The sequence below is a fragment of the Paenibacillus sp. Paensp38 genome, from assembly GCF_059491915.1.
The window spans coordinates 620689-634561 of the sequence record NZ_CP168516.1; the positions used below are offsets into that span (position 1 = coordinate 620689).

Annotated in this window: 9 protein-coding genes; 2 read left to right on the forward strand and 7 right to left on the reverse strand. The window is 43.2% G+C overall.

Features of this window, described 5'->3' with window-relative positions:
- Nucleotides 1-45: 45 nt before the first annotated feature.
- On the forward strand, nucleotides 46-4473 hold the full coding sequence (locus ACEN8J_RS02960) for a putative glycosyltransferase family protein (RefSeq protein ID WP_029518380.1): 4428 nt from the start codon (nucleotides 46-48) through the stop codon (nucleotides 4471-4473).
- 42 nt (nucleotides 4474-4515) lie between these two features.
- Here the strand turns inward: ACEN8J_RS02960 and ACEN8J_RS02965 are convergent, their stop codons facing one another.
- Nucleotides 4516-5211 (reverse strand): response regulator transcription factor, encoded by a 696-nt coding sequence (locus ACEN8J_RS02965; RefSeq protein ID WP_069011053.1) that lies wholly within the window; start codon nucleotides 5209-5211, stop codon nucleotides 4516-4518.
- A gap of 160 nt (nucleotides 5212-5371) precedes the next feature.
- Here ACEN8J_RS02965 and ACEN8J_RS02970 point away from each other — a divergent pair, with 160 nt between their 5' ends.
- Nucleotides 5372-6745 carry a sugar phosphate nucleotidyltransferase gene (locus tag ACEN8J_RS02970; protein ID WP_340957594.1) on the forward strand — a complete coding sequence of 458 codons (1374 nt, stop codon included), beginning with the start codon at nucleotides 5372-5374 and terminating at the stop codon, nucleotides 6743-6745.
- A gap of 94 nt (nucleotides 6746-6839) precedes the next feature.
- On the opposite strand, the gene ACEN8J_RS02975 is transcribed toward ACEN8J_RS02970, so the two are convergent.
- From ACEN8J_RS02975 to licT, 6 genes are all read right to left on the reverse strand, one after another.
- Nucleotides 6840-8174: an ISL3 family transposase gene (locus ACEN8J_RS02975; protein WP_341039891.1), complete on the reverse strand. Its 1335-nt coding sequence runs from the start codon at nucleotides 8172-8174 to the stop codon at nucleotides 6840-6842.
- Nucleotides 8175-8193: 19 nt separating this feature from the next.
- The gene (locus ACEN8J_RS02980) at nucleotides 8194-9375 is read right to left on the reverse strand and encodes an MFS transporter (RefSeq protein ID WP_029518384.1); all 1182 of its coding nucleotides are present in this window, start codon (nucleotides 9373-9375) and stop codon (nucleotides 8194-8196) included.
- A gap of 72 nt (nucleotides 9376-9447) precedes the next feature.
- Nucleotides 9448-9738 (reverse strand): ArsR/SmtB family transcription factor, encoded by a 291-nt coding sequence (locus ACEN8J_RS02985; protein ID WP_058710457.1) that lies wholly within the window; start codon nucleotides 9736-9738, stop codon nucleotides 9448-9450.
- Nucleotides 9739-9979: 241 nt separating this feature from the next.
- On the reverse strand, nucleotides 9980-10498 hold the full coding sequence (locus tag ACEN8J_RS02990) for a thioredoxin family protein (protein ID WP_029518385.1): 519 nt from the start codon (nucleotides 10496-10498) through the stop codon (nucleotides 9980-9982).
- A gap of 256 nt (nucleotides 10499-10754) precedes the next feature.
- Entirely contained in the window at nucleotides 10755-12611 is a 1857-nt protein-coding gene (locus tag ACEN8J_RS02995) for a beta-glucoside-specific PTS transporter subunit IIABC (protein WP_495594229.1), read from the reverse strand.
- A 232-nt stretch (nucleotides 12612-12843) separates the two neighbouring features.
- Nucleotides 12844-13686 carry a BglG family transcription antiterminator LicT gene (gene licT, locus ACEN8J_RS03000; RefSeq protein ID WP_341039889.1) on the reverse strand — a complete coding sequence of 281 codons (843 nt, stop codon included), beginning with the start codon at nucleotides 13684-13686 and terminating at the stop codon, nucleotides 12844-12846.
- Nucleotides 13687-13873 lie beyond the last annotated feature (187 nt).

Consider the following 13873-nt stretch of genomic DNA (forward strand, 5'->3'; position numbering starts at 1 on the left):
AGATAACCGACGGATATACGAGAAGTTCAAGAGAGGGGGACAAGCATGAAAAAATGGGTATTTCGCTATCGTTACGATATGGCGGCAATGATGTTGATGCTGATTGCGATTGTTGCATATCTTGCACCCATCTATGGACCAGGGCAAATTGTGTTTAGCGACATTGCTTTTGGAGCCACCTCTCATCGGTATCTGGAGGAAATAACCGGGGTATGGAACGAGCGATGGTCTACCTCGACCTTGTTCAATGCTCCACGTATCCTGTACATCTTGCCCTTCTATGGACTGTCACTCTTATTTGACGAAAGCGGACCGGTCTTGCTCAAGTCGTTTATTACAGGCTTGTTATTTGTTTCGGCATTTTCGATGTATGCCTTTGCCAAACGATTGGTTAGCGTGTATTATTCACCAAGCTTTACGAAGACCCGTATTTTTGCCATCATGGTCGGCTCGTTGTTTTATGCGTTGAATCCGTGGGTTATTTTCCGCATTCAGCATATTTATTTGCTCTGTGGATATAGTTTATTTCCGTTAATGCTGCGATTCTTTTTCAGTGCGGTGGACCCCAAGTTTCAAATTCAACAAATTAAAAACTATCATCCCCACAAGTTGTATCAGCGGAACTGGATCGACCTGTTTCTGTTGGCTGCGGTATTCACCGTTAGTGCTGCGGCAATTCACTATTTTTTCTTCGGCATGATTTATTTGGGCTTGTTCACCATGTTGCTATTGATCAAGCTGACCTGGACCCACCGTAAGGCTGGTCGCACCTATTTGCAGCCGTTATACGACAATTTTTTGCGTAAAGGGATCATTTTTGGCATGTTTTTCGGTCTGCTCAGTTTTTATTGGTTGTCTCTATATGTCGGTAGCATGTTGATGGACGCTCAAGCGTCTCAGCATAATATCAATGTCGTGGATACGTTGTCTCTGTTCAGCCGCAACAGCAGTTTAAATAATGTGGGTTATTTACTGAGCTATTGGTGGCCCATGTTTTCCTTGTCCTCACTGCCTGTCATGTTTTATGTAGGAGGGGGATTTTTGTTGCTATTGATCGGGTATGCGATGGTGACACGTTCACATAAAAATCCGATCATTCTGATCTTCTCGCTACTTACGCTGCTGTTTCTGGTTGCAGCTACCGGGACGACGTTCCCATCGATTGCCAAGTGGTTTGTCATTCTGGTTACGAAAACCCCTGTGATTGGTTCGGTTTTCCGTGATCCTAACAAATTTATTGGACTGATTGCCCTTAATTTCGGGGTGTTGCTGACCTTTGGTGTCATTCAATTTATGGAATGGTTCGGATCATCGCCGCTACAGCGTGTATATAAAAAGCTGGCGGTCGTTATCGTCGTCCTGTGTCTGGGGGTATATTTTGCTCCCTTGCGCACTCAGTTCATTGAGGGGTACTACAAGCCAGTACAAGTGCCGGAGGCTTATGGTCAAATGGCTGAAAAGCTGACTGATCCGGATCGTTTCGATAGCAAGGCATTATACTTTCCGATTGCTGACAATATGATTCAGAGCTATAACGGAGTAGCCACGCCCAAATGGAATAAAGGGAAGACCGCAAACGAAAAGGCAACCGGAGATTTTCAGGTATACTCTTCTCCTAAAAATACGATCTTTCATCATGAGGGCAATGATCCCGGTATTACATACTATATGAATTTTCTACAGTATGTCATGGACAACGGATTAAGCTCCCGATTAGGTTGGCTGTTCTCTACCTTTGGTGTTAACCAGTTGGTCTACCATGATGAATATGTGGGACAGGAGAAGCGTCAGGATTTCCACCTCTCTCAGCTGGAAGGTCAGACCGGGCTGAAACGTACGTACCAGAACGGGCTATTTTCCATATTCAATCTCGACCAGACACCGCCCTATATGAACATCCTTGCGAGTAAAATTGTAACACCTTACGGTTTTAGCCGACTAGAGAGCTACAGTCATCTGCCTGGTTTTGATTTTAGCCGCTTTGGAGTGCTGTTCAGTGCGTTAAAGCCTGAGCTAAAAACCATCCAGACGATTAACAAAGGGGATTATGTGGAAGCGGCGTCCTTTAATGACTTGCTATTGTCACAGCTTCCAGCAGAGGATTACTTACGGCCTTTTGATGCTATTGAGGATGGTAATGCCTTTTTAAAATGGTCCAAAACCTTTGCCTCGACCAACGATTGGTTGTGGTATTTATCCTCCCAAAATATACGGAACTTTCCGTTCGATATGGAAATGGATGCAGGGATTGCGGTCACCTTTGCCAGTAAGAAGCTGGATGTGGCCCCGTATCAGATGAGCAGCATCGAAGGGAAGACGGTTGTGGACTTTGATTCCATGTTGCGGACCGAAACCTTCTTCAAGCCGGATAACCCGCAGTTGTTCAGTGTGCAGGCTAATCCCCGTGAGGAATTGAATGATGTGCCAACTCTGCATGGTGAAATTATGAAGGGAGACCCGAGTAATATATGGCAGGTCGCTCGATCAGGTTTGCTGGAAGCCAAGGAAAATAATCCGTATCAGTTCCAAATTACCGTTTCCGGTCGTGGGACGAACAAAATGCATGTGAAAATGAGATTTTACGATAAGAAAATGCGTGAACTGGGGGTTAGCTATGTCGTGGCGCCTTCGGAGGGATATAATTTTGACAGTGTGAAATTTTACGGGGAATACGTGTCGCCGCCCGGCAGCTATTGGATGCGAATGGATTTGTTAACCCTGCAGCGCCCACAGCAAAAAAATTACTGGTGGATTCATGATATCCAGCTACGTGATTTGGGGCAATACAGTAAGCCTAACACGTTTACGATGCACAAAAAACTGGATCAACCTCAAACCTCGCATGTATATGCCAGAGTGTTTATGAATAAGGCAGGCGGGAAATTACAAGTCACGCTACCGGACAAAGTGGTTAGTATCAAGACCCAGGATAATGGTTTAAACCAATTTCAATGGGTCGATCTGGGGGAACATGTTTTTCCAAAAGGAGATACTCCAGTCACGGTTAATAACCTGCAAGGTTTTAATGCGGTCAATCAATTTGCGATTGTGCCTGTGGATCAGCTAGATCAGTTATCTTTTCCAGTGGAGCAGGCATTGAAGCGGGGCAAGCTCTTTTTCACCTTGGAGGCAGAGAACGATTTTAACGCCCAAGGGAATGTGCAGACGGAGCGTGCTTTACCAAGACTTAGTATGGGGCGGGGGATCAGCTATCAGAAGGGGACGTTAAGCAGGGATGTGGAAGTCGCCAAAACGGGAACCTATGCCACAGCTATTTTGGCTAATCTACCTGCAGGATACCATGGGTCATTAACGATGAAGTGGGTGAATGAAGAGACGGGAGAGGTGCTGACCAGAACGATTCGTACGGAAGAGTCGTATAAGCGGTTACCCGCTACCTCTTTATCTGAAAAGCAGGTTATTGAAACGGTGCCCGATCAGGATGGTTTTGCCAAGAAAATCATACAAATTCCCGGTCTGCTGAACGACTATGGCCGAATAGAATTCAAAAATCTGTTCCTAACCAAGGGAAAGTATCACTTAACCCTTGTGCTGGACAGCCAAGTACCGTCATTGAGCCGTTTTGGAGATATTCATCGAATGGGCGGGCAGGAAGTGACGGTAATGCCTGGGGAGAACACGAAGGAGTCATTAGACACGGATGTCGGATGTGTAGCGGATATACGACCTGGCCAGACGAACCTGTCATTTATGGACGAAGGACTCTCTATCCGTTACGCACCTAGCTATTCCTGTGACTGGAATATATATGCGTCCAAGAAAATGAAGGCCGAGCCGCTGCAAGAGTATGCCGTGCAGTTGGATGCGCGATCAGCACAAGTTGGAAGTCGGCACATGAAGGTCATATTTTTGAATAAAGCGTCCCAGGTTCTCCAAACCTCCTATATTGATGAGGTGGAGGAGAGAGATAAGGAACAATGGAATCATTATGATCAAATTGTGAAGGCACCGGCAGGAACCGCCATGATGCAGTTTCAAATTTTAGCGCATGCGCACAAGAAGCAGTCAGGCTTATTTCAAATGAAGGAATATTCCATTATCCCTTATCAAGCCATGATTACAGTGGATCAATTTACGTTGTTTGAGGGAACGGATATGGATACCTTTTTTATGGCACCACATGCTTCGGAAAGCATTCAGGCTACTCGTGAGAATTCCATGGAACGCAGTTTTACGCTATATAATCCGACGCATCAGCAGGTGCTGATCCGGGAGACCGAATCACCCAATCCACTATGGGAGTTCAGGCTGGGTGGCGAAAATCAGCGAGCCCGTCTGTCTGTGAATGGAGTAACTACCGGATTTATTACCAATGGTAACGGGAACGGGAAAGTCGTCGTTATTCTGGCTTCCGCCTACCGTTTCGGATGGGGACTGTTCCTCATAGGGATACTGGGTGGAGCAGCTTGTTTTCTTCCTTATCGGCGATGGAAGAAGCGAAACCTTCCATAAAAAGCAAGCTGCTCAGTGGGGAAATGGGTAGCCATGATACGGCTACATCTCATATTTGTAGCCTCTGCCCCAGACGGTACGGATGTGCTGAGGATTTTTAGGGTCACGTTCTATTTTTTTGCGGAGGCTGGAAATATGTACGTCGATAGTGCGATCCAGATAAGCGCCATCTCCGCCTTTGATCCGATCCATCAGCTCACTGCGGGTAAAGACTTTACCTGGATTGCAGGACATTTCTTTTATAATAGAAAATTCGATTTGAGTGACTTCTATTTCTTGGTCATCGACTAACAGACAATGACGGTAATCATTCACCCATACCCTTACCTTTTTATTCTTTTGAGTTACCGTTTGCGATTCAGTGAGCATGTTGCGGCCGCAGCGGCGCAGCAGGGCTTTGATGCGGGCATTTAACTCTATCAGACTGAACGGCTTGCATAAGAAGTCATCTGCTCCGTCATCCAGAGCTTTTATTCTTATATTCAGCACGGTGTTATTAGAGATGACCAGCATAGGGACTGTGGTAAATTGACGGATTTGGCTGATCAGCGCACATTCGACTTTACCGGAAAACATTAGAGCGGTCACAATAATATCCGGCTTAAAACGCATGAGTGTAGGAATTGCAAGTTTAGAGTCATAAATAAGCTCGGTATGATAGCCTTCCTCCTGAAGGTGAAGAGCAATCATATCTGCCAAACCTTTTTGATTTTCAATGATGAGTATTTTTATGGGCATGACTGACATCTCCTGTACAGACAAAGATACAATAGCATTGCATAATCATGTATTTGCCACGATAATACATACTTATGTATTCGGCAGAAATGCGAAAAATGAACAGTCTTATAATGTAAGAAAAATATTAATTTACAGGAAGAAGGTTGCATCTTTGCGAATGATTTTATTATCTGGAGGTTCGGGTAAACGTCTGTGGCCCTTATCCAATGTGAACCGTCCCAAGCAGTTTCTTTCCATACTACGTCACGACGAACGGCCCGAAAGTATGCTGCAACGAATATGGAGGCAATTAGATGAGGCGAATTTGGCAGATGAGGCCTATTTTTCGACGAGTGGAACTCAGGCCGAGCTGATTCGAGGACAAATTGGCGGAGATGCTGTAGTGATTGAGGAGCCGACTCAGCGAGATACTTTCCCGGCCATTTCCCTGGCTACGGCCTACTTGCATGACGTTGCAGGCGCATCACTCGACGAGATCGTAGGGGTCATGCCTGTGGACGGGTATGCGGGAGATGAATTTTTTGAGCATCTGCGCAGGCTTCCTTCCATATTAGAGCAATCAGGAAGCCATATCGCATTAATGGGGGCTGCTCCGACGGAACCCTCTGATAAATACGGATATATTGTGCCTTCAGCCTCTCCTTCACTTGACCAGCCATATTATAGGGTTAGTTCATTTGTAGAAAAGCCGGATCTGATTCGTTCAGAAGCGTTGATCCGTGAAGGGGCCTTATGGAATTGCGGGGTGTTTGCTTTTAGACTGGGCTTTTTATTGGATATTCTGAAGCAAATGGGTATACCAGCCGACTATGAATCTCTTTCGACAAATTATGCAGACTTGCCTAAAACTAGCTTCGATATCGCGGTAGTAGAGCATACTCATAAGCTCTCTGTGCTTCCATATCATGGAGAGTGGAGAGACTTGGGCACATGGGATTCGTTGGTGAGAGAAGTAAGCTCGAAGCTGAGTGGTCCAGGATATATTTCAGAAGCTTCACATGACTCGCATATCATCAATGAACTGGAGATTCCGGTCAGTATCTGGAATGTCCCGGACATTATCGTCGTTGCTGGGCCGGATGGCGTGCTGGTTACGGATCGGCAGTCATCCACAGGAATTAAGGATATGGTGGCGGAAATTGAAATCGGACCACGTTTTGAGGAGCGCTTCTGGGGAAAGCAAACGGTGTTATCCCATCAAGCGGCAGCAAGTGGATTGCAGACAGTGACCAAACGCGTGGTCATTTCAAACGGGAGATTTATCAGCTATCATGAGCATCAGTTTCGTAAAGAAGTTTGGACTATAGTTTCTGGAACCGGGAGTGTCTCTATCAATGGCGTGATACAGACAGTCAGCCCCGGTGAGGTCATCGTCATTGAACCCGGTACAAAGCATTTTATAGGGGCAGTAGAAGGAGATTTAGAATTCATTGAGTCACAAATCGGACATATCGTATCCGAAACGGATATTATCCGTTATGAATTTCCTGATTCGATTGACGACCATACTCATGAAGTGTCTACAATATAGGGACTGATAGATACGAACGAGGTTTATCAGAAGGCAGTGAAGAGTAGTAGGAACTATTTTTTATGGGTATTCGGATTTTATGGCGGAGAAGGGTTTATAGCTGGCCCTTCTCCAATTTCTCGATCAAGGTGGAAAAATCGATTCCCAGCAAGATTATTTCTTCTGGCTTACGAACAACTTCAATAGGTGGCATATTAAACATCGGGAAGTTTTCCTCCCGTAGATCGTAGCTATCAAACCGCCTCTGGTACTTAGGCTTACGTTGCTTTTTAAGTCCCTCTGTAAAGAGTATTTTGGCTCGTAGGGCTTCAAAAGAGTATCCCCTGCTTAAACGATTAATGACTCGAATAAGGCTGTTTAGAGACTCCGTATAAGCGTTTGTAATGCGATGGTCGAAGTAGGCGAATATTTCCTCTTCCCAGTTCTTCATAGCCTTTGTAAGTGGTTCAAAAGCGGATTGCAGTTCAGTTGGTATTTTAGCTTTCCATTCGTTGTATTTAAGGAATGCCGTCTGTCTGCTATCACATTCCCAAATATCGAAATATGATTCCTTTAAGTCATAAGCAGTGCCGAGAGAAGGATGATTCTTTGTCCAAAGGTCAAGCGTAATTTTATCCATCTCTGTAAGCGCTATATGGCGTTTTAGGAGGATAAAACGGTCGTGCCTCAGCCCGCGGCGTTCTTTTGGCGATAATCCTTCTCGGAGCTGCTTACGAATGGTTTCTAACGCTTGGTTTGCCATACGGAGAACATGAAACTTATCGACGATGATAAGAGCTTTTGGCAAGATAGCCCTCACGGCGTCCTTATATGGTTGCCACATATCCATTGTGACGTATCGTATTTGTCCTCTATTTGGAAGGCGTGAGAGGCAGTCTATAACGGTTTCCTTGTTACGATTGGGCAAAACGTCTAACAACGTATGTTCCTCAATATTGGTTAAAACGCATCTTGGCTTAATAATGTGTATTTCGTCAATCCCAAGCCAATTAGGAGTTTCAAAACGAAGCGTTACTTTAAGACGATTGAGGTAATCACGAAAGATGTTACGTATCGTTTTTTCATGCAATCCAACATCCTCGGATATGCTGACAAACGTGCGTTTAAGGCTTTGCTTCTCTATATAAGACAATAATCGTTTGGTACAGTTTCGCTTTTCGTCTATGGTGTGATCTAAGTGTTCCCAAAAGGTTCGATTGCAATCTTTACAGCGATACCTCTGACGCTTTATAAGAAGGCCTGCACGCTTGCCATGAATGGGCAAGTCCATATAAACTTGTTCCCTGCTGTCGTGTTTGTAGAGGTTGGCTATGCATCCGCAATGAGGGCAAGCCAAAGGTGGAGAGTTCGTCACCACTTGTATTAGAAAATCAAATTCATTTTCACTAATACTTAATATGTTGAAGTTTGGAAGATTTAAAATATCCATATGAATTTCTTCTATGCATTTATGATGCAAACTCCTTCTTTGTTTTCGCGTGACTGGTCAAAATACCGCTGAATATAAAAGATAACAACGAACCGGCAAAGCATATAGCCGCAAACATGCCTACGGCGGAAAAACCGTTAAAAGTCGCGTAAATCAGGCCTGCGATCCAAGAACCGAGCGTTGTCGCAGCGTACATGTTTGAATTGGCCAAGCTGGAGATCGTGCCGCGGATGGTCGGATTTAGTGAATTCAGCATTCCCAATATTAGGGGAAAAGAGATCCCCATGTTAACGAATATGAAAAAGTAAACACTTTCGAAAGCCGCAACCGACGGCAAGAGAGGCAACACAATAAAACATATGATAGAGACAAGAAAGCCTACAACCAGCGTATTGAAACGGTTTAACGTTTTGATCACATAGGCACCGCCAAAGCTCCCGACTATATTCCCAAGACCTAGAAAAAACATTACGTATCCCGTTTGATCAATTGAAAGGTGAAAGCGATCCGTCACCCATTTTCCAATGAAAGAAAAGGCAGCAAAGAATCCACATTGAAATAAGAAATGAGCGAGGAAAGCCTTTCTTGCCATTCGGCTATTCAATAGTGGGATGTATCTACTGAAAATCGGAGTCCTGGTTTTTTGGCCTTGATTTGGTTTCATTTCGGGCAAAGCATAGAAGATGAATACTGCTACCAATAATGCACATGCACCGATTGTAAAAAAAGGATAATACCAATGGGTTGAGGCAAGCAGACTTCCAATAGGGATACCGAACGCTTGGGAAGCAGCCAAGCCTGCCATGACGAATCCTGATACTTTGGCGATTTTTGACGTTGGAAACAGAGTAGGGATCGAGGCCCAGACTTGAGGCGCCGTAAATGCTGCGCTGACTCCGGCTAAAAAACGGAAGAAGAACATCGACCAAAAACCTGTGGCAAAGCCGCATAACATGGTTGAAACAGAGAAGCAGATCATGCCGGAAAGCATTACTTTTTTGCGATCCCATCCATCGGAAAGCGGTCCAGCAATCAGTGCAAAAATGGCATAACCTAAAGCATAAGACCCTACCATCCAACCGGAATATTCAGTTGGGATATGAAACAAGCTCTGAAGAGTGGGGATGAGCGGAGATATCAAAAACGTATCCGTACCGATAACAAACATGATGAGGAAAAATAAAGCAGTTAATTTGATCATTTTATTCACCCTTTTTAGTTAGTTCTATAGTTCAAAGATTATTGAACTAATGAATAAAAAAAGAATTTCTTTCTACAATGTATCCAGAAATCCAGGTAAGTAAGTTTGAAATGTCTCCAAATCGATGCTCATATACTTCGTTTGAGCTTCTTTTCGTACCTTGATCAATTTCGCCTCCTTTAAAGCACGCAAGTGATACGAAGTATTCGATTTCGTAGTATCGCGAATGTGTCCTACTTCTCCACAATTCATTTCCTTCTTGCTGGCGTATAGAGCTCGTATGATGTCCAATCTTGTTTCATCAGCTAACGCCTTAAATATTTTGACTCTGAGCTCATCATTTATTATTTTTTGAGTAGTCATAAAACCATTGTACTAAGATATCGCTACAAATCAAGTCTTTAGAAAAATACCACCATATTCTCCGATTTTTAAGTGAAATGTTTTGATTTTGTCTCCACCATAAAATCCGAATGCCCCTTTTTTATTAGAGCTTGGAAGACCTGTGCATTCCTAAAAAGGTATTCATGCGTTATACGAATGAATACCTTTTTTTTGCATAAACAGTTCTCTGTGTTTGTAATGAATTGAATAGAAAAGAGACTTATAAAATAATAATTTTCTTGGAAGTCAGCCACTCTTTTACAGCATCCGTACTGAGGTCTCTTTTGGGCGTCCATTCTATTTTATCAACCAGCTTGCCGTTTCTGAATTCTGCAATAGTGGGGGTGTATTTAACATTGTAATCCTCTTTGAATTTATTCCATTGAGGCTTGTCCTTATGGATTTTGTGAACGTTCAAAAAAGTAATTTTAGAGCCTAGATTATACTGTTCGATCATCTTGTTAAAGTTAGGCTCAAACCGATTGCAGTCTCCACAACTGGGTCTGCCGACATAGACAAACACACTTTGATCCTGCTGAATCAAACGCTTAAAACCATCTAGTGTAACCGCATTCAAGTGGTCATATATTTCGGGATAATTGCTTTTGCTTGCTTGGATCTCTTTATCTTTCTGCTGAACAACCTGCTCCAGATCTTGAAATTTAACTACAGCTGAAATAGCGATACCAATGAGAAGCAATACAATGACACTTAACCCGGCGATATATCCTTTTTTCACAGAAACCCTCCTTTTTTTACAATCTCAAACTTACAATAAATGATTTTTTCGTTTTTCACTGTAACACTTGTCTCATTATGTATAAAAAAGAAGCTTTCCCGTAGGGAAAGCTTCTTTAGTCAGCATTTTGCATAATTCGATTCCCAACGCTTGTAAGTACAGTATATAGACGAATTAAAGCATTTCGATCTATATACTGCTGATTTGAAAACGCTCCTGGGATTTATGCAAAATGCCCTAGTCTGATAATTAAATGTTAGATCACAACAGTCAACAAGTAATCCTCACGCTTCACTTCAGTTTCCATTGTGTTCAATACGTCCAGGTATTGAGCGGAATTTGTTACGATAATCGGCGTAGTCGTTGTATAGCCTGCCGCTTTAATTTGTTCGATATCAAATTCGAGCAACAATTGCCCTTGCTTCACTACATCACCCTCTTTGACGCGCTTGTCAAAGAATTGTCCTTTCAGCTTCACTGTATTCACACCAACGTGAATCAGAATTTCTGCTCCGTCATTGGAAGTAATACCGATGGCATGTCCGGTTGGGAATACGGTCGTAATCGTTCCATTGACAGGAGATGTCAGCACACCCTCTGTAGGATCAATAAGGATTCCTTTCCCCATAGCACCTGAAGCAAAAGCAACATCAGAAGATTGTTCCAAAGGCAATACTTTACCTTGCAGTGGGCTTACGAGAATTTCTTTCTCGATTGTCACTTCTTTCTTTATAGGCGCAGCTTCTGTTTTTGCAGTTTCTTCTTTTGGATCATCAAAGCCCAAAATCATAACCAACACAACTGCGAGTACAAAGGCAACGAGCAAACCGATGACTACCCACAAGAATCCAGCTCCAAAATAAGTTGGCAGCGCCAGTAAACTAGGCAGGGAGAAGGATTTTGCAGTCGCTCCGCCAGAAGCGATAATAGCGCCCCCAATACCACCGGATATGCAAGCATAAATGAAAGGTTTTTTCAATTTCAAAGTTACACCATAAATCGTTGGTTCTGTAATCCCGAATACAGCTGCCAGTGTAGAGGAACCCGCCAAAGCCTTCATTTGAGTATTTCGTGATTTCAGGAATACCCCCAGTGTTGCACCGGCTTGAGAAAGTACGGCTGCTGTAAGCATTGGAAGCATCGTGTCATAACCCAATGTTTGAATATTGGACAGCATAATAGGAACGAAGCCCCAATGTACACCGAAAATAACAAACACTTGCCAGAATGCACCAGCCACAGCTCCGGCGATCAATGGGCTTAAATTGTATACCCATGTAAAACCGTTCGCCAAGCCTTGACTGATCAGGTTACCGACTGGACCAAAGGCCAAAAACGTCAACGGAACAACAACTAGCAGTGATAGCATAGGGACGATAATGTTTTTAACCGATTGATGAACAAAGGAATTAAACCAACGTTCCACATAGGACTGTACCCATACCGCGAGAATAATTGGGATTACGCTGGAACTGTATTTTATCAGAATGATTGGAATCCCGAGAAAAGCCAGTTTTGCCGGATGATCCACCGCTGCAATAACATCCGGGTACACGAGTGCTCCAGCAACTGCGACCGATACAAAGGCATTTGTCTTAAATTTACGGGACGAAGTAATAGCCAGGAATATAGGCAAGAAATAAAATACGCTGTCCGAAGCGGCGTTCAAAATGAGATACGTACCGCTTGTAGTATCAATCCAATGAAGCGACGCAATTAAGGCCATAATCCCTTTGAGCAAACCTGCTCCGGCAAGAGCACCCAAGAGAGGTGAGAAAATGCTGGAAATGATATCGACCGCTTTGCCGAGAACATTTGTTTTTTCGGAAGATTCTTCCTTTTTGGCATTAGGATTGTCTGCATCCTGCAAATTCGTTTCTGCCATCATATGCTCAAATACTTGACCTACATTGTTGCCGATGACCACTTGGAACTGGCCGCTGCTTTCCACCACTGTAATGACACCAGGTGTTGCTTCCAGTGCAGCTTTGTCTGCTTTTGTGCGATCTTTTAATTTAAATCTCAAGCGTGTAGCGCAATGGAATACGGAATTGACATTCTCTTCGCCGCCAACGAGAGTCACTATTTTTTTAGATAGTTCTTTATCACTCATATTTAGAACTCCTTATGGGTTATTCTTGCTACTGATAGGGTTTACCGTTTACATTTGTTGCTAAGATGCGCCGGCATGCATCTTTTTAACCTTGTAAACAAGAAAAACCTAAACTCGTGGTGAAAACTGCGCACTCTTCCTATAAGGGAACGTCGATTTCACCATCAGTTTAGGTTTTGCCTGCCTTACCAGTCACAATCCATGAACGATGAGGGGTATGAAGTTGTTAGTCTTATATGTTATTACGCTCAGTTACCCGATGAATATGGATAGTTAGATATACGTATTCATCCTTGCTTAAATATTGATCGTATGTTTTTTCCAGATACTCATTGATCTTTTGGGCGCAAGCAAAAGCTTCGGCATACGTCTGCTTCACCTGGTTGTACAAGAATTCTTCACCACTGTGAATGACTTCTTTACGAATCACTCGCATCGCAAAATATTGCAAATGTGTCAAAAATCTCGAATAGCTAAAAGAAGACTCATCCAGCACAATCCCGTAATGGTACGTAATAATGTTCAATATATGTTGGACAATCTCAGTCATTTTCAGTGTAGATTTCATTTCGTTACCGTCAATCCGTGCATTCACCATATGCAATGCAATAAATCCCGCTTCATCTTCGCCCAATTTTACTCCGAGCGTATTTTCAATTTTTTGGAGAGCATCCAGTCCAACTGCAAATTCTTTTTTGTAAAAGCGTTTAATTTCATACAGCATCGCGTTTTGGAGTGCCAGTCCTTTTTCTTGCCGTTGTATGGCAAAATGAATATGGTCGGTCAACGTTAAATAAATATTATCGCTTAACTCCGTATCCAACACTTCTGTTGCATGGGTTACGATTTCATTCACGACCTCCAGATGAGATACAGGAATATCGTTCAGCAGCTCGGTTAGTTTGGCCGTGAACTCGTTTTCATTTAACATGAAAATCTTATCTATTTTATCATCATCGACTTGATCGCCAGCCACCTTTTTGAAGGAAATACCTCTTCCCATCACGATGACCTCTTTGCCTTTATCGTTTTTAGTCAATAGGACGTTGTTATTGAGCACCTTCTCAATAATCATTGAAGTTCCCCCTCCCATCCTTTACCAATAAAAAATGCCTAAGCACAATTCAATACTATTGTTAGCAATAGTACTCAATTGAACTCAGGCATTGCCCGCATCACCGGTCACAATCCTTCGATATAGTGCTATTGTAGCACAAAAAAAAGCGATTTCAACATTTTTTATTCTGTTTCGACAAAAAACA